1 protein-coding gene is annotated in these 234 nt (G+C 51.7%); it reads right to left on the bottom strand.

The genetic code is table 11. The features are described from left to right. Nucleotides 1-181: hypothetical protein (locus tag ACEN88_RS36315; protein WP_413347215.1), on the bottom strand; the 181-nt coding region annotated here is incomplete at its 3' end. Nucleotides 182-234: the final 53 nt, after the last annotated feature.

Raw genomic sequence — 234 nt, 5'->3', positions numbered from 1 at the left:
GCAGCAACCTTCTCAGACCCTCGCTCGGCGCATCCTCGTAGTTTTCCGGATCGACCGATAAAAGCTTGAACGTGACCTGTACACCCTGGTCACCTGCAGAGCTGGGCAATACGACTGCATTCCCAAAAAGACCCGGATCAATTGGAGGATGATATAGTTCGGAAGGGATATAAGCCCACACGTCACAAAAGGCTGATAGCGTTAGTCACGTGGCAGTTTACGCCCACTTTTCAC

Source organism: Massilia sp. CT11-108, from assembly GCF_047302915.1.
Lineage (GTDB): Bacteria > Pseudomonadota > Gammaproteobacteria > Burkholderiales > Burkholderiaceae_D > Telluria > Telluria orientalis.
This window is presented reverse-complemented; position numbering and strand designations above follow the sequence as displayed.